The organism is Endozoicomonas sp. ALD040, assembly GCF_049275945.1.
Lineage (GTDB): Bacteria > Pseudomonadota > Gammaproteobacteria > Pseudomonadales > Endozoicomonadaceae > Endozoicomonas_A.
Genome location: NZ_CP184829.1, coordinates 1,264,051 through 1,286,991, shown reverse-complemented (window position 1 = coordinate 1,286,991; position 22,941 = coordinate 1,264,051). Strand labels below are relative to the sequence as shown.

Below are 22,941 nucleotides of genomic sequence, written 5' to 3'. Positions count from 1 at the left end.
CAGTTTCAAAACACTCCTTCAAAGGAAAGCAGTAGAGGAGATTGGCTATGGATGGTCAGATCAATGGAAAAACAAACAACCCTGTTTTTAAGACTGAAAAGCCTGATGGCGGCATACCATCCAAAAGAGCAAAGCTGGATTTAAAACCAGAGATTGCAGAGGTCACCGGTGTGACTGCCAGACTCAATATATCGCCAACTTCGAGAGGCCTGCCTGACAAAACGAGAACCGTATCCACAACGGATTCGTCGCTCCAAAAGTCTACTCATTCCTTCGATTTTTGTTTTGTCGCCAGTGATGATGAGGTTCGACAACTTCTGATTGCCAGGACCTGCGATAAACATCAGGATGTAACTGTTATTTCCCACCCCGACGATCTCTCACAGGCTAATCTGGTGAGCCGGTTGAGTATTTCCGAAGAGGGTCGCCACACTCTGCGTTCAGGCAGGCTCTTTGAAAGTTCACAGCCATTGACACTGGTGATAGATATTCGAAAACTCACCGGTGAAGAACTGCCCAAATTTAACGATCTACTGGACCCAGATAACCCTTGTCTGTACGACAAAGTCACTCAGGAGAAACGCCTTCTGGGCGACCATGTCTCTCTATTGGTGCTGGCAGACCCTGCACAGTTGGCATCAGTTGGCCAGTGTGAAGGCGCTCCGGCGGTCGACGTTCCGGGGGCTGATTTCTGGCGGCGAATTAATCGACCGGGCAATTCCTGGCATTTCGATGCTCAGACCGGCAATGCCCGGGCAATAAACATCGACAGTGTTCCTCCGGTATTGGCTGAATTCTCTCCCGCTGAGAGCACCATGGATAACGACAATACCCTTGTTATTGACTGTCACCTGCACAGCCACTGGCGACAGTTGCTTCTGGGCGGCCCCGGAGTGGATGAAAAAGGGCGAATCCGGCACCTGCCCGGCAGACTTGAGTCATTAAAGGCCGGACAACGAGTGATTCTGAAAGGCGCCAACTGGGATGATCTGGCCTTTGAACAGACGATTCGACAGATGTTGGCGCAACAGAGCTTCGAGAGCAACGGCAAGATTTGTCAGTTACCCGACAATGTTCAGTTTTATCAGATGCCGGTAGGGAAGGACGAGCTTCATTCATTGTACCAAAGCCTGTCTCACTCTTATAAAGAAGATGACAAAGGACTTGATAAAAAGCACGCACCACGAAACCCGATCATCATTAACGAGAATAATATCACGGATTGGCTGAGCCCCATTGCAATTGCTCCCGGAGGCTATGCCACCCCTAACACCTGTCTGTTGGAGCAAGTTCGGGCGGGTGGTACCGTCACCGTAACGTCTCCCCTCACTCAGGCAGAATGGTTTTGTTTACTGGGCTCACTGCAGACTATTCGCGAAACGACTGGTCTGGAGCCCCGACTTCAGGTGGCGCATTGGAAAAAGCAGCCGAATGCCCTGGGATTGACAAAAAACGATGAGCACCCTTTGCCCGGGAGCCAACAGCCACAGAAAAAAGTTAAAGATCATGCTGCTTTTAATACCTTCACTTATCAGCAACATGCCCAGGCAAGTCATTGGCTGAATAATCAGCGGGGAGCACCTCTGGTTATTCAGGTCAATGAACAAACCAGCTTCAGTGAGCTATTTGATAATATCCATATCACCTCGGAACAAAAGGCCCATTTTGGACGACTTCAGAGTAAATTGCAGGAGGCATTAATCGCTGGCACGCCGGTTGTTGTTCGGGGACTGGAGAGTAATCCAAGGCTTCAGCAGCTTCTGGAACCTCTGGTTGTGGGACAACCTCTGCTAGTGAATGGCCAATTGCAGGCCTACCCAAAAGCTCATGTCACAATACTCTGGCCTGATTCTGCAAAAAGCCCGTCTTCGGTATTTCGTGCAATGATTGCCAGGGGTAAGCCGTGTTCCAAGGTTGATCTTTGGGGTATCAGCGCCTCCAGGCACGGTATTACCCGTACCGAGGTACCAGAACAAGCACTTGATAAACTTTACGAAGCGTTTAAAACCGTACCTGTTGGCCTTTGTAATGCTCTGCCTGAAATCACCGAAGGGTTGTTGAATAATCTGATACTGGCTGCCCGGCGGGCAAAACAGGTGGACCAGTCCCAACAGCTTTTACCCCGCCACTGGCGCAAAGCCATCAATAGCGTCATCACCCATGGCACCCGGCAAAATCCATCCGTGCGTGATTTTATGAAAGTGGCTTGTTGGCAATTGTTACCGGATAACACGCCAGATGCTCATCAGAAGCCGCAAGAGGGTCAGGCCGCCTCGGTAGACCCGGATCAGTTAACTGCCATCATCAACAGTGCCCGGCATTTGGATAGAGAGTTTGTGGAGCAGAACCTATGGCCACTGGCCCGAGCCTTTGACCCGGCAGTATTTAAAGGTACCGAATTACAACTGTCCTATAAAAGTCCGTTTCCACAATCGGCTGACAAAAAAGCTCTGGACAGGCTCTGTGCCATGATCCTGGCTCATGCGCCTGAACAACAACGACAGACCATAGCCTATCAGTTGGAAGTTGATCCGAAGGCAACAGAGCAATATTCATCGTTAACCATCAGGCCAGAAAGACAGATCAAACGTTTGCAGGACGGACTGGCTTGCGGCTGGCATTTACCTTTGTCACAAGGGCAGATCCGATCCGATGCCATTCAGGCTCTGGCCACCGATTGTTTCCACATGGCCAGAACAACGAATTCCGAGGCAGAGCGCATTGAACGTATTGAAAATCGACTGTCTGAATCACTGAAATGGCAGGGTTCCGCTGATATGCCCCTGTCAGCACTGGCCCGGGATCTTTATCACGGCAAGATAAGTCAGAAAGATCGTGAAAGTCGTCGATTATCGCGACTTCATGACCGGCTTACGGACTCTCCCGTTATATTTCTGCAAGGAGAAACCGGCACCGGGAAAAGTTACTTTTCAGCAAAGATGGCAGAGGCTTCAGGACAGGCTAAGGTCATTTCCCTTGGACCTTCCGACAGCGAACAGACCCTGATGAAACGCTGGCAGTGGCGGGAGCATACCGATGGCGACCGCTCTATGATGCAACAAAACCGGACTCTGATGGAATGGGCTACTATCCCAGAGGACACAGATGGAGAATACATTACTCTGGTTCTGGATGAAGCCAACCTGGCTAAAACCGGATTACTGGCGTCATTGAACGGCTTATGGGAGCCAAAGCCTTGCATCTATGTCAATGGTCACCCTGTTCCGGTCAGCCCAAAACACCGGGTGATTCTCACCGGCAATTCGGATCATTACTCCGGGCGCCAGCTCGATCCGGCCCTGAAAGAGAAACTGCCCAGGGCTTATTACCCACGCCTGGATCAGGCTTTCCTTGAGGACAGGGTGGTGGAACCGGCTCTGGTCAATCATTTATCACAACGGCATCTGCCGGAGCAGCAAATAAACGACATTGCACGCAGTGCCACCAAGAGCCTGATGGCTCTGTGGCAATATTATCAGGAGCTGTTGCCCGAGCATGAGTTTACTCCCAGGGATTTAACGGATATCTGCAGTTGGGTGGGCTGGTATCTGGATCGTGCGTTGTCGGAAGGCGACAGTGTTAGCTGTGAGCAAATGAACAGTTTGATCCGGCAGAGTTTCCGGGATGTGCTGGGTCCTGAAATCAGCGAGACTCAACAGGATGCCCTCACGGCACTGGAAGTCTGGTTTGCTGCCCGTTACCAACAGGACAACACCCTGCGCGACAAAGTTCATAACTACACCCTGCCAGATATTCAGCGAGACTTCGGAGCATACACCAAAAAATTCCAACCTGAGTTTGATACCTCCGGATCGGCAGTCATTGAACTGGTGCAAGGGCTGGGACAGGATTTAAGCCGCTGTCAGCAGGCTTATCATCACGACAGAAAACACGGCGGACGACAAGCAACGTTGATTGAAGGCCCAGCCGGGCGGGGTAAGGATGCCACGCTGAACCTGATGATTGAAAGTGTCAGACAGCAGGCCAGGCAACGGCAAGAATCCATGCCAGGGGTCTCTCTCCTGAATGCCTGTGATTGTTCCTGGGATAAAGTGTGTGAAGCGATCCAGAAAGCAAAAGTGGAAGGCGGCATCGTGGTGATTTCGGAAATGAATCTGATCGACAGCCAGCATCTGGAAGGTGAGTTAAACGATATTCTGGCCGGTGACGCCCATCCGGGTTTCCACCTGTTTGCCACCATCAACCCACCTGAGTACAGCGGGCGAAAACCCTTATCACCGGCGCTGAAAGGACGTTTTCGGCATTTGCCGATCCGCCAGTATAACTCGACAGAATTGCAGAACATTGCCAAGAAAGTGTTGCCAAACTCCCCAAAAGGGAAATTCGTCGCCAAATGGCTGACTGAAAAACATTGTCGTTTAAGGGCCTGCCTGCAACGCAAAGACCTGCCGTTACAGCCCACCAGCCGCGATTTACAGAATGTCGCCATGGCTGTCAAAAGAGGAGGCAATTTTAGCGAAAAAGCACTTCGTCAATGCCTCAATCAGCACTACCGGCTTTACCTGATGGCTGCCAACCTGTCGCTGGAGGAACTGCCGAAGTCACCGGCTCTTGTCATGGGTAAAGGAGCACTTGATTCCGGACTTTGCAAATGGCTCAACGAAAGGGTATCGGGCATTAGTCGTCCATGGTTGATACGACGCAGTGATCGCAACAGTATTGATGAAAAACACCATGAGATTTGTTTCAAGACCGGTCTGACTGGAAAAAAAACCAAAACAGAAATCATCAGGATGGTCGCTCAGTCACAATGGCAGGCATTCGGTCTTTCCCTGAATCCGGACCCGTCGGACAATGCTCTCACCCGGGCACTGTACCGACACTGGCAGCAAAGCTGGTTTGATCGTAAGTTTGACAAGACGGGCATTGACGCCAATAGCGTATTTCCCCTGACGGAAGAAGAGAAAAAAACGCTAAAATTACCCGCTTACCGGTCTTGTCTTCAGGAAGCTGATCAGCGGATAAGCACATGGAACGCCAATGCAGTTCAATACGGGTCTGCGTTTTGGCACCAGATGGGTGCTCTGCCGAACCAGCGGGTGGACGATTATACTAACAAAGCCTCAGCCATCAATGCTGATGAGGCTCATGAAAAATTCATCGAGGAACTCTCCGAGAAAGATTTCATAGGCCTGGAACGAGACACGGACTATGAGTGCGAGAAGAAGCCACGAGTTAAGAGTGAAATAGTTTTTAAGACTCAGCACCATCCTTCCCATATGTATCGCTGGTGGGCAAGTGATGTTTGTGTGTCCGACAAGGGTAATATTAGAACGGTCGATATTAATGACCTGCACTTCCTGGAGGTCGAAACTCTCACACCTGACCCTTTACCAGGAGGGCGTGATCAGGAATTGATCTTAGCCAGCAATCAAACCCTGGCGACCCTCAAGATGTCATCAGAAGATGGTCAATATGAATTACCCAGCCTGACGCCTGATGACTATATCGTGGCCCTGCGTATAGAACCCGATTTGCCATATACCCTGAAAAGAGACAAATATACCGGGCTTCACACGCTGTTTATTCCAAAGGCCAAAGCTAATAAGGGGCGGCGTATTCAAATTTCTTATGTCGTAGAATCCAGAGAACCGGACTTGGAAGCATCGGCTAAAGAAGCTCGCTCAAAACGATCGATAAGGTTTCACACCCGCTGTTCAAAAGGGATGAAAAAAGTACTGAAAGGACTGTTTACGAACATTGACCAACAACCACCTGAAATACAGGAGCCTTTGCGGAAAATAGCAGACGCTCAAGACACGGCAGAACGCATTCAGGCAATCAAGGAGTATTGTCGGCAGTTTTCCGGGGTGACTAAACCAAAGCGCGGGGAGAATTTCTTTAAATTCCTGGTAACACAGCGGCAAGGGCGTTGTCGTCATCGTGCGCCTGTTTTTGTCGCTCTTTGCCGTTATTTCGGGATTCCATGTCGGCAAATGTCTAACCATACCCACGCCTTTGCCGAGTGTTCAGTGGATAGAGGCCAAACCTGGCTGTCAGTGGATTTGGGCGGGGCGCCCACAAAGGACACAAAAGTGATACCAAAATTTCAGCGCACCAAAACGTTGCAAAGTTCCAGTGCTGCGTTAAAAACAATTAAGAATCTCCTGCAAGGGGCAGATTTATCACAACAGCAAACGCTGGCCAGAGCCATGAATACGAGCCCCGAGAAACTGAGCAAATATTTTCTGACAAACAGTGCATTGCCAGAAAGCATTCCAAGCATTTTCGAGATAGTAAAAAAACTTTGGGGAGAAAAAAATTTAACCAGTTTTGCCATGGGTGTCTCATTGTTATCAGAGACAAAAGCGTTGAACAATGATGAGAAGAAATTGCTCGGTACCCTGACTCGCGACGATCAGGATGAGAACAGTAAAAGTCATAATGATAAACCGATGTCGAAGGCTCCGTTAAAAGGCCTCATAGACGCGAGGTATGAATTCGATTCTGTGCAAATCGACGAATCGTACAGGAGGAATCGCGACTATGAACCGATGTCGGAGGCAGTCATACAAATCTTGCTCGACAATGATGAAGATCAGGTCACTGAACAACTCGAGTCATTGTACTCAAGAATGATTATTCAGGGTGGAGCAAATCCTAACAAGTGGTTGAGATCAATGGTGTCTATATTGAATCAGAGCGAACGGACCAAACCGTCGGTTATTCACTTTGCACTTAAAGCCATGGAATCGGGTTGGCTGGATCCAGTGCCAAATTATCACAGAAATATTATCGGTGCCTTTGAACATCACAGGCTATTGGAAGCTCTGGAAGGCATCGATGAACTGAAGGTTAAAGCCACCCACTGTCTGAGAAAGTGGTATGACGCATTGTTGTCCAGGGAAAAACACAGTAGCGTGTGGCGTTTGAATTATGAACACTACCAGAGGCAAGAACGTGATACCTTGCTCGTCACTCATTGCCATGACGGGTTTTCGTCATCCCTTGAAAATCAGATGGCCCATCGTTCTATACAAGACGTCTGGACGAACAATCCTGAGGGCATTCCTGATATAGAACGAATGCTGGTGCAACAGCCTGCTTTTTCACAGTTAAACCCGAGCAGGGATAAAGACCGTCCGGTGATTATTATCGGTTGCCCCGACTGGGGCGAAATTGCAATTGAGGAAAAGGTTCAAGCCCTGCTGCAACGAAAATCAGAGAACAGGCCGGAGTTTAAGCAGATATTGAAAAAAGCCAATCAGACTCTGCCCCCCCTCAAGGTGTCGAATAAGGAGAAAAAAATTCTTGATGACTTCACAAACAAATGCAAGCAAGCGATCAGACATGCCTTCAGTCATTATCTGTACGAAGTGACACAGTCAAAAGGCGGTCGCTTAACGTATTGTTGGCTTGACACTATCATGCTTTCTCGCATGAACCATGACAGCAATAACTTTTGCTATGGCGCTCATGATCCATCCTCACCAGAAGAGCTGTTTGCCATGATGTCTGATATTTGTCGCTTTAGACATAAAGAGAAACTTGTTAAGGACGCCTACTTGCGACAGGCACAAAACGCCAGTGACGCCCTGGTGCTGAGGTCCGATACGCTGACAACCATTGCCGAAGAGTTTTTGAGCAGCGTGAACCTGAATTCGATGTCGGACTCATTGGATGTCTGATCATAGAGTTTTTCGAGGTCGTTGACTTCCTTCAATGTTACAGGCAACTGTCAAAATGGAACTTTAATCCTATTTTAAGGTCAAATAGTAATACAGTTTCATAACACTCCTGCAAAGGAAAGCAGTAGAGGAGATTGGCTATGGATGGTCAGATCAATGGAAAAACAAACAACCCTGTTTTTAAGACTGAAAAGCCTGATGGCGGCATACCACCCAAAAGAGCAAAGCTGGATTTAAAACCAGAGATTGCTGAGGTCACCGGTGTAACTGCCAGACTCAATATATCGCCAACTTCGAGAGGCCTGCCTGACAAAACGAGAATCGTATCCGCAACGGATTCGTCGCTCCAAAAGGCTCCTCATGCCTTCGATTTTCGTTTTGTCGCCAGTGATGATGAGGTTCGACAACTTCTGATTGCCAGGACCTGCGATAAACATCAGGATGTTACTGTTATATCCCACCCCGACGACCTCTCAGAGGCTAATCTGGTTAGCCGGTTGAGTATTTCCGAAGAGGGTCGCCACACTCTGAGCTCTGGCAAGCTCTTTGAAAGTTCACAGCCATTAATACTGGTATAGAATTCGACAACTCACCAGCGAAGAACTCCTTTAACGATCTACTACCTAACCCCTGCCTGTACGACAAGTCAGCAACAAAAAACGTCCTTTGGGCATGTTCTTGGTGTTGGCGACCCTCCAGTTGCATCAGTTGGCGACGTGACAAGCATCGGGGGCCAGGCACCCGGTATCTGCGGCGAAAACGACCGGGCAAACCTGGCAGTTCAACGAAACGACCGGCAATGCCTCATTGATGGATATCGACGAGGTTCAGTTATTGGCTGAACTCCCTTCTGCCGAAAGTGCTATGGATGACGAAAATACCCTTCTTATTAACTGCCACTTGCACAGCAGCTGGCGGCAGTTATTGCTGGGTGGCCCCGGAGTGGATCAACAAGGGCGAATCCGACACATCCCCGGCAAGCTTGAGTCGTTAAAGGCCGGACAACGGGTGATTCTGAAAGGCGCCAATTGGCAGGATCTGGCCTTTGAACAGACGGTTCGACAGATGCTGGCGCAACAGTGTGTTGAGAGCAACGGGAAGATCTGTCCATTACCCGACGATGTTCAGTTTTATAAGATGCCGTTAGGGAATGAGGAGCTTCATACACTGTTCCAAAGTCTGTCTCACTCTGATAATGAAGAAGGTGACCAAGAACTTGATAAAGCCCAGGCATCAGCAAACCCGATCATCATTAACCAGAGTAATGTCAGGGAGTGGCTGAGCCCGATTGCCATTGCCCCGGAAGGCTATGCAATCCCTAATACCAGTCTGTTGGAACAAATTCGGGCAGGTGGTGTAGTCGCCGTAACGTCTACCCTCACTGAGGCACACTGGTTTCATTTGCTGGGTTCACTGCAGACGATTCGCGAGACGACCGGCCTGGAGCCCCGGCTTCAGGTGACTGATTCAAGACAGCAACCAAAAGCACTGGGATTGACAGAAAACAATGAACAGCCAATCACAGATCACGCCACTTTTAATACCGTTACTTATCAGCAACATACCCAGACAAGTCATTGGCTAAATAATCAGCAGGAAGCCCCTTTGGTCATTCAGGTCAGCGAACAGACCGGCTTTAGTCAGCTCTTTGATAATATCCATATCACTTCGGAACAACAGGCGCATTTTGGGCGACAGCCGAGTAAATTGCAGGAGGCATTGAGCGCTGGCGAACCGATTGTATTCCGGGGACTCGAGCATAACCCAAGGCTTCAGCAGCTTCTGGAGCCCCTGTTTATTGGGCAACCTTTGTTGGTGAACGGTCAATTACAAGCCTACCCACAGGCTTGTGTCACCTTACTCTGGCCTGAGTCTGCGAAAAGTCCGTCTCCGGTCTTGCATTCGCTGGTCGCCGAGGGTGAACCCTGTCCCGAGGTTGATCTCTGGGCTGTCAATGCCGACAGGCATGAAATCCCCCGGGCTGAGCTGCCAGAACAAGCGCTTAATAAACTTTATCAGGCGTTTAAAACCGTACCTGCCGACCTTTGTAACCCTCTGCCTGAATTGAACGAAGGCTTATTGAATAACCTGATAATGGCTGCCCGGCGGGCACAACAGGTTGATCAGTCCTCATCGCTTTTACCCCGCCACTGGCGCAGGGCCATTAATAGCGTCATCACCCATGGCACCCGGCAGAATCCACCCGTGAGGGATTTTATGAAAGTGGCTTGCCGGAGCTTGTTACCGGATAGGACGCCGGATAAGGATCAGCCTATCTCGGTAGACCCGGATCAGTTAACGGCCATCATCGACAGTGCCCCGCAGTTGAATAGAGCGTTTTTGGAGCAGAACCTGTGGCCATTGGCCAGAGCCATTGATCTGACAGCATTCAAGAACGGTAAATCTAAAGGATTACTGTTGTCCTATGAAGAACCAGTTTCCGTTTGGCATAAGGAAAATTTTCTGGACAAGCTCTGTGCCCTGATTGTGGCCCCTTTGCCTGATGAACTTCGTCAGGCCATGGCGTATCAGTTGAAAGTCGATCCGGAGGTAGCGAAACGCTATCCACCGTTAACCATCAGGCCATCAAGACAAATTAAACGTTTGCAGGATGCACTGGCTTCTGGCTGGCAGTTACGTTTGCCACCAGAGCAGACGCGATCCGATGCCATTGAGGCTCTGGCCACCGATTGTCTTGATAAAGCCATAACAGCGAATTCTGAGGCAGAAGGCATTGAACGCATTGAACACCGACTGGCTGAATCACTTATATGGGCAGGCTCCACAGACAATCCCCTGTCAGCACTGGCCGGGGATCTTTATCACAGTGAGATAAGTCAGAAAGATCGTGAAAGCCGACGATTATCCCGACTTCATGACCGGCTTACCGACTCTCCCGTTATCTTCCTGCAAGGGGAAACCGGCACCGGGAAAAGTTACTTTTCTGCCAAAATGGCCAAGGCTTCGGGACAGGCTTCAGTCATTTCCCTTGGACCTTCCGACAGCGAACAGACCCTGATGAAACGCTGGCAGTGGCAACAATACCTGATGGCGACCGCTCTATTACAAAACCGGCATTGATAATGGGCAAACCAAATCGACAAAGAGGAGATACATACTTTCTGGATGAAGCCAACTGCCAACGGATTACTGGCATCATTGAACGTTATGAACCAACCCTGATCTATGTAATGGTCATCCTGTAAAGTCAGCAAAACACCGGTGATTCTCACCGGTAATCGGATCATTATCCGGGCGCCACTCGACCGCCCTGAAAAAAACTGCCCAGCTTACTACCCCGCCTGATCAGCTTTCCTACGGTGAACCCTCTTCAATCACATCTCCCAATAACCATCCTCCCTATCCTCATCCTTCCCCATTCCTCCTTCTTCCCCCCTCATCTCCTCTTCTCCTCCCTCCCTCCCTTCTTCTCCCCCCCCCCTCCCTTCTCCCCCCCCCTCTCCCCCCCTTCCTCTCCTCTAACTCACTGGACAATTTAACCGCTGTCGCCTTATCATCACACAAACACGCACGCAGCAACTATTAAGCCCGCCGGCTAATGCCACGCTGAACCTATGATTAATTCAACAGCAGCCCAACGCAAAATCCTGCCAGTCTCTCTCCTGAATGCCTGTGATTTTCCTGGGATAAAGTGTGTGAAGCGATCCAGAAAGCAAAAGTGGAAGGCGGCATCGTGTGATTTCGGAAATGAATCTGATCGACAGCCAGCATCTGGAAGGTGAGTTAAACGATATTCTGGCCGGTGACGCCCATCCGGGTTTCCACCTGTTTGCCACCATCAACCCACCTGAGTACAGCGGGCGAAAACCCTTATCACCGGCGCTGAAAGGACGTTTTCGGCATTTGCCGATCCGCCAGTATAACTCGACAGAATTGCAGAACATTGCCAAGAAAGTGTTGCCAAACTCCCCAAAAGGGAAATTCGTCGCCAAATGGCTGACTGAAAAACATTGTCGTTTAAGGGCCTGCCTGCAACGCAAAGACCTGCCGTTACAGCCCACCAGCCGCGATTTACAGAATGTCGCCATGGCTGTCAAAAGAGGAGGCAATTTTAGCGAAAAAGCACTTCGTCAATGCCTCAATCAGCACTACCGGCTTTACCTGATGGCTGCCAACCTGTCGCTGGAGGAACTGCCGAAGTCACCGGCTCTTGTCATGGGTAAAGGAGCACTTGATTCCGGACTTTGCAAATGGCTCAACGAAAGGGTATCGGGCATTAGTCGTCCATGGTTGATACGACGCAGTGATCGCAACAGTATTGATGAAAAACACCATGAGATTTGTTTCAAGACCGGTCTGACTGGAAAAAAAACCAAAACAGAAATCATCAGGATGGTCGCTCAGTCACAATGGCAGGCATTCGGTCTTTCCCTGAATCCGGACCCGTCGGACAATGCTCTCACCCGGGCACTGTACCGACACTGGCAGCAAAGCTGGTTTGATCGTAAGTTTGACAAGACGGGCATTGACGCCAATAGCGTATTTCCCCTGACGGAAGAAGAGAAAAAAACGCTAAAATTACCCGCTTACCGGTCTTGTCTTCAGGAAGCTGATCAGCGGATAAGCACATGGAACGCCAATGCAGTTCAATACGGGTCTGCGTTTTGGCACCAGATGGGTGCTCTGCCGAACCAGCGGGTGGACGATTATACTAACAAAGCCTCAGCCATCAATGCTGATGAGGCTCATGAAAAATTCATCGAGGAACTCTCCGAGAAAGATTTCATAGGCCTGGAACGAGACACGGACTATGAGTGCGAGAAGAAGCCACGAGTTAAGAGTGAAATAGTTTTTAAGACTCAGCACCATCCTTCCCATATGTATCGCTGGTGGGCAAGTGATGTTTGTGTGTCCGACAAGGGTAATATTAGAACGGTCGATATTAATGACCTGCACTTCCTGGAGGTCGAAACTCTCACACCTGACCCTTTACCAGGAGGGCGTGATCAGGAATTGATCTTAGCCAGCAATCAAACCCTGGCGACCCTCAAGATGTCATCAGAAGATGGTCAATATGAATTACCCAGCCTGACGCCTGATGACTATATCGTGGCCCTGCGTATAGAACCCGATTTGCCATATACCCTGAAAAGAGACAAATATACCGGGCTTCACACGCTGTTTATTCCAAAGGCCAAAGCTAATAAGGGGCGGCGTATTCAAATTTCTTATGTCGTAGAATCCAGAGAACCGGACTTGGAAGCATCGGCTAAAGAAGCTCGCTCAAAACGATCGATAAGGTTTCACACCCGCTGTTCAAAAGGGATGAAAAAAGTACTGAAAGGACTGTTTACGAACATTGACCAACAACCACCTGAAATACAGGAGCCTTTGCGGAAAATAGCAGACGCTCAAGACACGGCAGAACGCATTCAGGCAATCAAGGAGTATTGTCGGCAGTTTTCCGGGGTGACTAAACCAAAGCGCGGGGAGAATTTCTTTAAATTCCTGGTAACACAGCGGCAAGGGCGTTGTCGTCATCGTGCGCCTGTTTTTGTCGCTCTTTGCCGTTATTTCGGGATTCCATGTCGGCAAATGTCTAACCATACCCACGCCTTTGCCGAGTGTTCAGTGGATAGAGGCCAAACCTGGCTGTCAGTGGATTTGGGCGGGGCGCCCACAAAGGACACAAAAGTGATACCAAAATTTCAGCGCACCAAAACGTTGCAAAGTTCCAGTGCTGCGTTAAAAACAATTAAGAATCTCCTGCAAGGGGCAGATTTATCACAACAGCAAACGCTGGCCAGAGCCATGAATACGAGCCCCGAGAAACTGAGCAAATATTTTCTGACAAACAGTGCATTGCCAGAAAGCATTCCAAGCATTTTCGAGATAGTAAAAAAACTTTGGGGAGAAAAAAATTTAACCAGTTTTGCCATGGGTGTCTCATTGTTATCAGAGACAAAAGCGTTGAACAATGATGAGAAGAAATTGCTCGGTACCCTGACTCGCGACGATCAGGATGAGAACAGTAAAAGTCATAATGATAAACCGATGTCGAAGGCTCCGTTAAAAGGCCTCATAGACGCGAGGTATGAATTCGATTCTGTGCAAATCGACGAATCGTACAGGAGGAATCGCGACTATGAACCGATGTCGGAGGCAGTCATACAAATCTTGCTCGACAATGATGAAGATCAGGTCACTGAACAACTCGAGTCATTGTACTCAAGAATGATTATTCAGGGTGGAGCAAATCCTAACAAGTGGTTGAGATCAATGGTGTCTATATTGAATCAGAGCGAACGGACCAAACCGTCGGTTATTCACTTTGCACTTAAAGCCATGGAATCGGGTTGGCTGGATCCAGTGCCAAATTATCACAGAAATATTATCGGTGCCTTTGAACATCACAGGCTATTGGAAGCTCTGGAAGGCATCGATGAACTGAAGGTTAAAGCCACCCACTGTCTGAGAAAGTGGTATGACGCATTGTTGTCCAGGGAAAAACACAGTAGCGTGTGGCGTTTGAATTATGAACACTACCAGAGGCAAGAACGTGATACCTTGCTCGTCACTCATTGCCATGACGGGTTTTCGTCATCCCTTGAAAATCAGATGGCCCATCGTTCTATACAAGACGTCTGGACGAACAATCCTGAGGGCATTCCTGATATAGAACGAATGCTGGTGCAACAGCCTGCTTTTTCACAGTTAAACCCGAGCAGGGATAAAGACCGTCCGGTGATTATTATCGGTTGCCCCGACTGGGGCGAAATTGCAATTGAGGAAAAGGTTCAAGCCCTGCTGCAACGAAAATCAGAGAACAGGCCGGAGTTTAAGCAGATATTGAAAAAAGCCAATCAGACTCTGCCCCCCCTCAAGGTGTCGAATAAGGAGAAAAAAATTCTTGATGACTTCACAAACAAATGCAAGCAAGCGATCAGACATGCCTTCAGTCATTATCTGTACGAAGTGACACAGTCAAAAGGCGGTCGCTTAACGTATTGTTGGCTTGACACTATCATGCTTTCTCGCATGAACCATGACAGCAATAACTTTTGCTATGGCGCTCATGATCCATCCTCACCAGAAGAGCTGTTTGCCATGATGTCTGATATTTGTCGCTTTAGACATAAAGAGAAACTTGTTAAGGACGCCTACTTGCGACAGGCACAAAACGCCAGTGACGCCCTGGTGCTGAGGTCCGATACGCTGACAACCATTGCCGAAGAGTTTTTGAGCAGCGTGAACCTGAATTCGATGTCGGACTCATTGGATGTCTGATCATAGAGTTTTTCGAGGTCGTTGACTTCCTTCAATGTTACAGGCAACTGTCAAAATGGAACTTTAATCCTATTTTAAGGTCAAATAGTAATACAGTTTCATAACACTCCTGCAAAGGAAAGCAGTAGAGGAGATTGGCTATGGATGGTCAGATCAATGGAAAAACAAACAACCCTGTTTTTAAGACTGAAAAGCCTGATGGCGGCATACCACCCAAAAGAGCAAAGCTGGATTTAAAACCAGAGATTGCTGAGGTCACCGGTGTAACTGCCAGACTCAATATATCGCCAACTTCGAGAGGCCTGCCTGACAAAACGAGAATCGTATCCGCAACGGATTCGTCGCTCCAAAAGGCTCCTCATGCCTTCGATTTTCGTTTTGTCGCCAGTGATGATGAGGTTCGACAACTTCTGATTGCCAGGACCTGCGATAAACATCAGGATGTTACTGTTATATCCCACCCCGACGACCTCTCAGAGGCTAATCTGGTTAGCCGGTTGAGTATTTCCGAAGAGGGTCGCCACACTCTGAGCTCTGGCAAGCTCTTTGAAAGTTCACAGCCATTAATACTGGTAATAGATATTCGACAACTCACCAGCGAAGAACTGCCAAAGTTTAACGATCTACTGGACCCGGATAACCCCTGCCTGTACGACAAAGTCAGCAACAAAAAACGTCCTTTGGGCGAGCATGTTTCGCTATTGGTGTTGGCAGACCCTGCACAGTTGGCATCAGTTGGCGGACGTGACAAGGCATCGGGGGCCGAGGCACCCGGTGCTGATTTCTGGCGGCGAATTAATCGACCGGGCAATACCTGGCAGTTCAACGAAACGACCGGCAATGCCTCATTGATGGATATCGACGAGGTTCAGTTATTGGCTGAACTCCCTTCTGCCGAAAGTGCTATGGATGACGAAAATACCCTTCTTATTAACTGCCACTTGCACAGCAGCTGGCGGCAGTTATTGCTGGGTGGCCCCGGAGTGGATCAACAAGGGCGAATCCGACACATCCCCGGCAAGCTTGAGTCGTTAAAGGCCGGACAACGGGTGATTCTGAAAGGCGCCAATTGGCAGGATCTGGCCTTTGAACAGACGGTTCGACAGATGCTGGCGCAACAGTGTGTTGAGAGCAACGGGAAGATCTGTCCATTACCCGACGATGTTCAGTTTTATAAGATGCCGTTAGGGAATGAGGAGCTTCATACACTGTTCCAAAGTCTGTCTCACTCTGATAATGAAGAAGGTGACCAAGAACTTGATAAAGCCCAGGCATCAGCAAACCCGATCATCATTAACCAGAGTAATGTCAGGGAGTGGCTGAGCCCGATTGCCATTGCCCCGGAAGGCTATGCAATCCCTAATACCAGTCTGTTGGAACAAATTCGGGCAGGTGGTGTAGTCGCCGTAACGTCTACCCTCACTGAGGCACACTGGTTTCATTTGCTGGGTTCACTGCAGACGATTCGCGAGACGACCGGCCTGGAGCCCCGGCTTCAGGTGACTGATTCAAGACAGCAACCAAAAGCACTGGGATTGACAGAAAACAATGAACAGCCAATCACAGATCACGCCACTTTTAATACCGTTACTTATCAGCAACATACCCAGACAAGTCATTGGCTAAATAATCAGCAGGAAGCCCCTTTGGTCATTCAGGTCAGCGAACAGACCGGCTTTAGTCAGCTCTTTGATAATATCCATATCACTTCGGAACAACAGGCGCATTTTGGGCGACAGCCGAGTAAATTGCAGGAGGCATTGAGCGCTGGCGAACCGATTGTATTCCGGGGACTCGAGCATAACCCAAGGCTTCAGCAGCTTCTGGAGCCCCTGTTTATTGGGCAACCTTTGTTGGTGAACGGTCAATTACAAGCCTACCCACAGGCTTGTGTCACCTTACTCTGGCCTGAGTCTGCGAAAAGTCCGTCTCCGGTCTTGCATTCGCTGGTCGCCGAGGGTGAACCCTGTCCCGAGGTTGATCTCTGGGCTGTCAATGCCGACAGGCATGAAATCCCCCGGGCTGAGCTGCCAGAACAAGCGCTTAATAAACTTTATCAGGCGTTTAAAACCGTACCTGCCGACCTTTGTAACCCTCTGCCTGAATTGAACGAAGGCTTATTGAATAACCTGATAATGGCTGCCCGGCGGGCACAACAGGTTGATCAGTCCTCATCGCTTTTACCCCGCCACTGGCGCAGGGCCATTAATAGCGTCATCACCCATGGCACCCGGCAGAATCCACCCGTGAGGGATTTTATGAAAGTGGCTTGCCGGAGCTTGTTACCGGATAGGACGCCGGATAAGGATCAGCCTATCTCGGTAGACCCGGATCAGTTAACGGCCATCATCGACAGTGCCCCGCAGTTGAATAGAGCGTTTTTGGAGCAGAACCTGTGGCCATTGGCCAGAGCCATTGATCTGACAGCATTCAAGAACGGTAAATCTAAAGGATTACTGTTGTCCTATGAAGAACCAGTTTCCGTTTGGCATAAGGAAAATTTTCTGGACAAGCTCTGTGCCCTGATTGTGGCCCCTTTGCCTGATGAACTTCGTCAGGCCATGGCGTATCAGTTGAAAGTCGATCCGGAGGTAGCGAAACGCTATCCACCGTTAACCATCAGGCCATCAAGACAAATTAAACGTTTGCAGGATGCACTGGCTTCTGGCTGGCAGTTACGTTTGCCACCAGAGCAGACGCGATCCGATGCCATTGAGGCTCTGGCCACCGATTGTCTTGATAAAGCCATAACAGCGAATTCTGAGGCAGAAGGCATTGAACGCATTGAACACCGACTGGCTGAATCACTTATATGGGCAGGCTCCACAGACAATCCCCTGTCAGCACTGGCCGGGGATCTTTATCACAGTGAGATAAGTCAGAAAGATCGTGAAAGCCGACGATTATCCCGACTTCATGACCGGCTTACCGACTCTCCCGTTATCTTCCTGCAAGGGGAAACCGGCACCGGGAAAAGTTACTTTTCTGCCAAAATGGCCAAGGCTTCGGGACAGGCTTCAGTCATTTCCCTTGGACCTTCCGACAGCGAACAGACCCTGATGAAACGCTGGCAGTGGCAACAATACGCTGATGGCGACCGCTCTATGGTGGAGCAAAACCGGGCATTGATAGAGTGGGCCAAGACCAAATCCGACAAAGACGGAGAGTACATCACTTTAGTGCTGGATGAAGCCAACCTGACCCAAGCCGGATTACTGGCATCATTGAACGGCTTATGGGAACCACAACCCTGCATCTATGTGAATGGTCATCCTGTTAAAGTCAGCGAAAAACACCGGGTGATTCTCACCGGTAACCCGGATCATTATGCCGGGCGCCAACTCGACCCGACCCTGAAAGAGAAATTGCCCAGAGCTTACTACCCTCGCCTGGATCAGGCTTTTCTCAGGGACAGGGTGGTGGAACCGGCTCTGGTCAATCACTTACAAGAGCATCTGACAAAGCATCAAATAAACGACATTGCACACAGTGCCAGCAAAAGTGTGATGACACTCTGGCAACATTATCAGGAACTGCTGCCCGAGCATGAGTTTACCCCCAGGGATTTAACGGACATCTGCAGTTGGGTGGGTTGGTATCTCGACTGTGCTCAGCCCGCTCTTGGCAGTGTGACCTGTGGGCAAATAAACAGTTTGATACAACACAGTTTTCTGGATGTACTGGGCCCTGAAATCACCGAAACGCATCAGGATGCCCTGTCGGCACTGGAAATCTGGTTTGCTGCCCGTTACCAAGCGGAGAACACCCTGAGCGACAGAGTTCGTAACAAGACCCTGTCAGATTTTCAGCAGACCTTCAGTACAGTCACCCGAGAAATCCAACCGGACTTTGATACCTCCGGATCGGCAGTCCGTGAACTGGCGCAGCAGCTTGGGCAGGATTTAAGCCGCTGTCAGCAGGCTCATCATCACGACAGAAAACACGGCGGCCGTCAGGCAACACTGATTGAAGGTCCGGCCGGGCGGGGCAAGGATGCCACTCTGAACCTGGTGATTGAAAGTGTCAGACAGCAGGCCGAAAAACGGCAAGAATTGATGCCGGAAGTCTATTACCTGAATGCCTGTGATTGTTCCTGGGACAAAGTGTGTGAAAAGATCCAGAAGGCCAGAATTGAAGGCGGCATCGTGGTGATTTCGGAAATGAATCTGATCGACAGCCAGCATCTGGAAGGTGAGTTAAACGATATTCTGGCCGGAGACGCCCATCCGGGTTTTCACCTCTTTGCCACCATCAATCCACCTGAGTACAGCGGGCGAAAACCCTTATCACCGGCCCTGAAAGGGCGTTTTCGACATTTGCCCATCCGGCAGTACAAAGCGACCGAATTACAGACCATTGCCGCGAAAGTGTTGCCAGAGTCTTCACAAGGAACATTCGCCGCTGAGATGCTAACAGAAAAGCATTGTCGTTTAAGGGCTCACCTGCAAAGCAAAAAACTGCCATTACAACCGACCAGCCTTGATTTACAGAATGTTGCCAGGGCTATAAACAGAGGTGGTGATTTGAGCGAAAAAGCCGTTCATCAATGCCTCAATCAGCACTACCGGCTTTACCTGATGGCTGCCAACCTATCGCTGGAGGAACTGCCCGAGTCTTCGGCTCTTGCCATGGAGAAAAGTGAATTTGATTCCGGACTTTGCCGTTGGTTCAATGAAACGGTATCGGGCATTGATCGTCCGTGGTTGATACGAAGCAGTCATCTCAACAGTGTTGATGAAAAAAAACATGAAATCCTTGTTAACACTCAGCGGGATGAAAAGGAAGTCAGAACGGAAATCATCAAAAGTGTGGCTCAGGCAAAGTGGCAGTCATCAGGCCTTCCCCTGAAGCCGGACGAGTCGGACGATATTCTTACCGGGGCACTCTACCGACACTGGCAGCAACGCTGGTTTAGCAATCATTTTGGCCGGACGAACGTAGACGTTAACAGCGTATTTCCCCTGACGGAAGAACAGCAACAAACGCTGAAAATGTCTGCTAACCAGCCTTATCTTCAGGCCGCTGATCAGCAGATAGGGGCGTGGAAAGCCGATGAAGTTCAATGGTGGCCTGTGTTCTGGTATCAGATCAGTAATCTGCTGAACCATCTGGCAGACGATTTTATCAACGAAGCATCCGCTATTGGTGGTGATCAGGCTCCTGAACAAGACAAGCCAGAAGTCCACGAGAAACAGGCTTGGGCATTGGATCAGAGAACGGAGCCTGCGCCACAACCTGTTAACGAAGTCTTGACCACCAGTAGTGATAAAGTTCCGCCACAAGTCCACGAGGTGCAAGCTCCGGCATTGGATCAGAGAGCGAACCTCGAGACACAACCTGTTAATAAAGCGTTGACTGTTTACTGTGATAGCACTCCAGAAAAATACATTCCGGAAGTCCATGAGAAAGAGGCTCCGGTATTGGACCGAAGAACGGACTATGAGAATGAGAAAGAGAGCGAGCGACAACTTGACGATTATATAATTTTTGATGACCCGGACCATTTTCCCGGGATTTATCGGTCATTGGCAGAGGATATTTATGTATCACTTGAGGGCAAAATCAAAAGGATCAGTATTAATGATAAACACATGCAGGGAGTCGAAGTCATCATACCTGCACGGTTACCAGAGCATGACCGGGAAGTGACATTAGCCAGCGACCAAACACTGGCTACCTTTTACATGTCATCAAAAAATGGTCAATTTATATTGCCCAGCCTGACAGTTAAGGACTACATCGTGGCACTGCGCATAGAACCCCATCTGGCATTTACACTGCTCAGGGACCGATATACCGGCATACACACACTATTTATTCCAGAAGCCAAAGCCGACCAGAGCATTAAATTTGCTTATGTCGTAGAACCCAGAGAAGTGGGCAAAAAAACATCGGCTGAAAAAGTCCGGCCAGCACAATCAAGACGTTTTGACGCCCACTGTTGCCAGGGTATGAAAACAGTACTGGACGACGTGTTTCAGAAGATTGAGAAACAGGCATCCAAAGTAAGGAAACCTTTGCAGAAAATAGCAAAGGCTGAAGACACGGAGCAGCGCATTAGGGCAATCCAGGATTATTGCGAAGACTTTTCCGGTGTCGCTGTACCAAAGCGCAATAAAAATTTCTTTCACTTCCTGATAACACGCCGACAAGGCAGCTGTCGTCATCGTGTGCCTGTTTTTATTGCTTTATGTCGTTATTTTGGCATTCCATGCCGACAAATATCCAATGATACCCATGCCTTTGCAGAGTGTTCGCTGGACGGTGGCCAAACCTGGAAATCGGTGGATTTGGGCGGAGCGCCTGTCGAGGTAACAGAAATCCTCCCTGAGTTCCAGGACACCAAAAGAGTCAGTGTTTCTGGCACTGAATTAAAGAAGACCAGAGATCTGCTGAATGGGCGTCTGAAAGGTGCTGATTTAGCACAACAGCAAACTCTGGCTGAAGCCTGCGGAACAAGTCCTGAAGAACTGAACAAGGCCCTTGAGGCAGGCTGTGAATCGCCGGAAACCCTTCCAGATATTTTCGAAATAGTAAAGAAACTCTGGCAGACAAAAGATTTAACCGGCTTTTCCATGGGTGTCTCAATATTAGTGTCGCTGGAAACAAAAGCATTAGACTTTGACGAAGTGGAGTTGATTTGTATTGTCTTTAGCAAAAAAGGCCCGATGTTGAAGGCAGTCAAACACATCTTGTCCAACAGTGATAGAAATCAGGTCACTGAACCCCTCAAGTTATTGCACTCAAAAATGATTATTCATGGCTCATCAGAACCTGAGGACTGGTTAATCCTGATGCTGAGTATTCTGAGTGACATTGATCTGACCCCCGCAGTTATTGACTTTGCCAGGGAAGCCCTGGCATCGGGTTGGCTGGATATACCGCCGACCTATGCAGGCCAGATCGTAGAGGCCCATGAACACCATAAGCTATTGGTTCGTCTGCAAGGTGTCGATGAACTGAAGGTTAAAGCCAGCCATTTACTGAAAAAGTGGTATAAGAAATTATTCTTCAGAGAGAAAGATAGCCAGACATGGCAAAGGGCTTACCATTCCTTCCAAACAAGTAAATTAGGGGCCTTTTTTGTCACTCGTTGTCATCATGGTTTATCGCCATCTCTGGAAAAAAACATTCTCACCTCATCTGTACGCAACGCTTGGACGGACCAACCCGAGGGCATTGCGAATATAGAACGAATGCTGGTTCACCATCCTGCATTTCCGAAATTAATCTCGGGCAAAGCGAACCACCGTCCGGTGATTATCATAGGGAAGCCTGACTGGATATCCGGCTTGAAAGTGATGGATAAAAAGGTCGCAGCCCTATTACAACGAATCGCTGAGAACCGCTCAGACCTGAAACATTTGTTGGAAAAAAGCAGTCAATTTATGGCAAGAAAAAAAGAACTCGATCTGGCTCTGTTTGCATTGGACAGAGACTACAGCGTGGGATCACCAAATCATAGAGAGGAATATAGGAAAAAAAGGTCTGATATCTTAGGAAGCTACCAATCCATCGTGGAGCCTCTCAGGTTATCTTCAGGGGAGGTAGATCTCATAAATGATTTAAAAAACAAATGTGTGGTGGCGCTTAAGCAGGCCTTCAGTCATTATCTGTATGAAGTGACACACCTGAAAGGCGGTTGCCTGACCTATTGCTGGGGCGATGCCCACATAGATGGATGCTGGAATAGCAACAGGTATGGCGCTCATGACCCATCCTCACCAGAAGAACTGAATGCCATGATGTTTGCAATCAGAAATGAAGAGCTTGAGAAATCTATTCAGGATGACTACCTACGGCAGGCACTTAACGCCAGTGATGCTCTGGTGCTCAAAACCAATGAGCTGAATACCATCGCCGAAGAGTTTTTGAACAGCGTGAACTTGAATTCGCTTTGTGAGGCATTGGATACCTGATAACCGTTTGGTCATGATGCGCTTTTCGAGATCGGTAACTCCACTCCCGTCATTCCCGGCTTCCCTCCCGTCATTCCCGGCTTCCCTCCCGTCATTCCCGGCTTCCCTCCCGTCATTCCCGGCTT

At 49.1% G+C, this 22,941-nt stretch carries 6 protein-coding genes; all 6 read left to right on the top strand.

From position 1 onward, the window contains the following. The first annotated feature begins 47 nt into the window (after positions 1-47). The 6 genes from ACOJUN_RS04120 (at position 48) to ACOJUN_RS04095 (ending at position 22,816) form a co-directional block, all read left to right on the top strand. On the top strand, positions 48-7,649 hold the full coding sequence (locus tag ACOJUN_RS04120) for an AAA family ATPase (RefSeq protein WP_422135403.1): 7,602 nt from the start codon (positions 48-50) through the stop codon (positions 7,647-7,649). A gap of 140 nt (positions 7,650-7,789) precedes the next feature. Beyond that, positions 7,790-8,227 (top strand): hypothetical protein, encoded by a 438-nt coding sequence (locus tag ACOJUN_RS04115; RefSeq protein ID WP_422135402.1) that lies wholly within the window; start codon positions 7,790-7,792, stop codon positions 8,225-8,227. A gap of 232 nt (positions 8,228-8,459) precedes the next feature. Continuing rightward, positions 8,460-10,730 (top strand): hypothetical protein, encoded by a 2,271-nt coding sequence (locus ACOJUN_RS04110; protein WP_422135401.1) that lies wholly within the window; start codon positions 8,460-8,462, stop codon positions 10,728-10,730. Between the two features lie 2 nt (positions 10,731-10,732). Then, complete coding sequence (locus ACOJUN_RS04105; RefSeq protein ID WP_422135400.1) at positions 10,733-10,855, top strand: hypothetical protein; 123 nt, start codon at positions 10,733-10,735, stop codon at positions 10,853-10,855. Positions 10,856-11,345: 490 nt separating this feature from the next. Beyond that, on the top strand, positions 11,346-14,897 hold the full coding sequence (locus ACOJUN_RS04100) for a transglutaminase-like domain-containing protein (RefSeq protein WP_422135399.1): 3,552 nt from the start codon (positions 11,346-11,348) through the stop codon (positions 14,895-14,897). A gap of 140 nt (positions 14,898-15,037) precedes the next feature. Further along, positions 15,038-22,816 carry an AAA family ATPase gene (locus ACOJUN_RS04095; protein WP_422135398.1) on the top strand — a complete coding sequence of 2,593 codons (7,779 nt, stop codon included), beginning with the start codon at positions 15,038-15,040 and terminating at the stop codon, positions 22,814-22,816. The last annotated feature ends 125 nt before the right edge of the window (positions 22,817-22,941 follow it).

Excerpts from the sequence above, each read along its gene's own strand:
- ACOJUN_RS04120 (WP_422135403.1), top strand. The coding sequence starts at position 48 with ATGGATGGTCAGATCAATGGAAAAACAAACAACCCTGTTTTTAAGACT.
- ACOJUN_RS04115 (WP_422135402.1), top strand. The coding sequence starts at position 7,790 with ATGGATGGTCAGATCAATGGAAAAACAAACAACCCTGTTTTTAAGACT.
- ACOJUN_RS04110 (WP_422135401.1), top strand. The coding sequence starts at position 8,460 with ATGGATATCGACGAGGTTCAGTTATTGGCTGAACTCCCTTCTGCCGAA.
- ACOJUN_RS04105 (WP_422135400.1), top strand. The coding sequence starts at position 10,733 with ATGGGCAAACCAAATCGACAAAGAGGAGATACATACTTTCTGGATGAA.
- ACOJUN_RS04095 (WP_422135398.1), top strand. The coding sequence starts at position 15,038 with ATGGATGGTCAGATCAATGGAAAAACAAACAACCCTGTTTTTAAGACT.